Annotated in this window: 1 protein-coding gene; it reads left to right on the forward strand. The window is 38.4% G+C overall.

Annotation, left to right across the window (positions count from 1 at the left end; translation table 11 throughout):
* Positions 1-44 precede the first annotated feature (44 nt).
* The gene (locus B5X64_RS22405) at positions 45-1583 is read left to right on the forward strand and encodes an IS1182 family transposase (protein ID WP_079467328.1); all 1539 of its coding nucleotides are present in this window, start codon (positions 45-47) and stop codon (positions 1581-1583) included.
* The last annotated feature ends 129 nt before the right edge of the window (positions 1584-1712 follow it).

Raw genomic sequence — 1712 nt, forward strand, 5'->3', positions numbered from 1 at the left:
ACTATAACTATTTGATAATTAATGTATTATTCATAAATTAGTACATGCAAGGAAAGAAAATAATTACTCCGCAACTCTTCTACCATCAAAGTTTGGATGAGATGGTTCCTGAAGATAATTTTTACCGAAAAGTAAATGAAAATCTGTCGCTTGATTTTCTCTATAAAGCTACTGCAAGCTATTACGGCAAATGCGGACAGGAAAGCATCGATCCCGTTGTGTTTTTTAAAATTCTGATTGTTGGTTATCTCAATAATATGAATAGCGACCGCGCTTTGATTCGTTTTTGTAGCAATTGTCTGGATATCCGCCTTTTTCTGGGCTATGATTTTAATGAAAATTTGCCGTTTCATTCCACGATTTCCAGAACAAGATCTCTTTTTGGGGAAGAACTTTTCTTAGAGTTATTCCGCAGTGTTTTGAGTTTATGCATAGGAAAAGGCATGGTTCGCGGCAAGCGGATGGCGGTAGATTCAGCATTTATTAAAGCCAATGCCAGTATGGATTCTTTGGTGGAAAAAGAAGTTTTGGAAGATGTTTCTGCTTTTGTAAACGAGCTGGAAGAAAACAGCGAATTTAAAACTACTTCCACCAGAAAAAAGCTTGTGGATCGCCATCATTCATGGAAAGAGAAAGAGTACAAAGGCATGCCGGGTAATACTAAAAGCGACAGAAAAGACGAAGATGGCAATGAGATTCGTCCAAAATACTTGAGCAATCACACCCATTACAGTTCCACCGATCCCGATGCGAAAATCTCAGTAAAACCAGGTAAAGCACGACAGTTAAACTACAGTGGACAATTAACGGTCGATGATGCGAACCATGTGATCGTTGGTGCCTGTGCGAGCAGTTCGGGTAGCAAAGATTCGGTGATTTTCCCTGAAATTATGAATCAAACGATTGAAAATTTTAAAGAAAATAAGCTTGAAATTGATGAAGTTTTAGCCGATGCAGGCTACAGCAGTGGTTCGGCTTTGAAATATTGCCAAGAAAAAGGCCTTAATGCTTACATCCCGAACTTCGGACAATATAAATCGGAGCGTGAGGGATTTATTTTTAACAAAGAAGAAGACCGTTACGAATGCCAGAAAGACGGTGGCAATAAAGCTTTTTTGCCTTTTAAACGGATTTTAACCGACAGTAAAGGTTATGACAAGAAAAGCTATCGCAGCAGCGAGAAGAATTGCTCGAACTGTCCGCTCAGAACCGAATGTTGTGGCAAGGTTACGAAATTTAAAAAGATTGAAGACAGCATTCACAAGCCGCTTTACGATGCGATGCACGAAAAACTAAAACGGGATCCCCATTATACCCGCTTTCTTACTAAACGCCGAAGCTCCCGTGTAGAGCCGGTTTTGGGAACTTTGATCAATTATCACAGCATGAAAAAAGTAAATTGCCGTGGAATAAAAAATGCCAACAAACACGTGCTGATGGCGGCTCTCACGTATAATCTGAAGAAATATTTAAAATTCATCACCAAAAAAGTGCATCGAAACATCCAATTGATGAACCTTCCTAAGGGGAAGTTTTGGTTTTTTCCCAGAATTGAAAATACGAACTCTATCGTTGTGAATTAAACTACTCCAAAAATCAAAATATTTTCTTCTTCCAAAAAAGCAACCTCTTTTAAATCGCTTTAAAAGAGGTTGCTTTTTATCTTATTTTTTGGAATAACGGAAAAACTAAAGAGTTGTGCAACGGTTACC

Source organism: Chryseobacterium balustinum (assembly GCF_900168205.1).
Lineage (GTDB): Bacteria > Bacteroidota > Bacteroidia > Flavobacteriales > Weeksellaceae > Chryseobacterium > Chryseobacterium balustinum.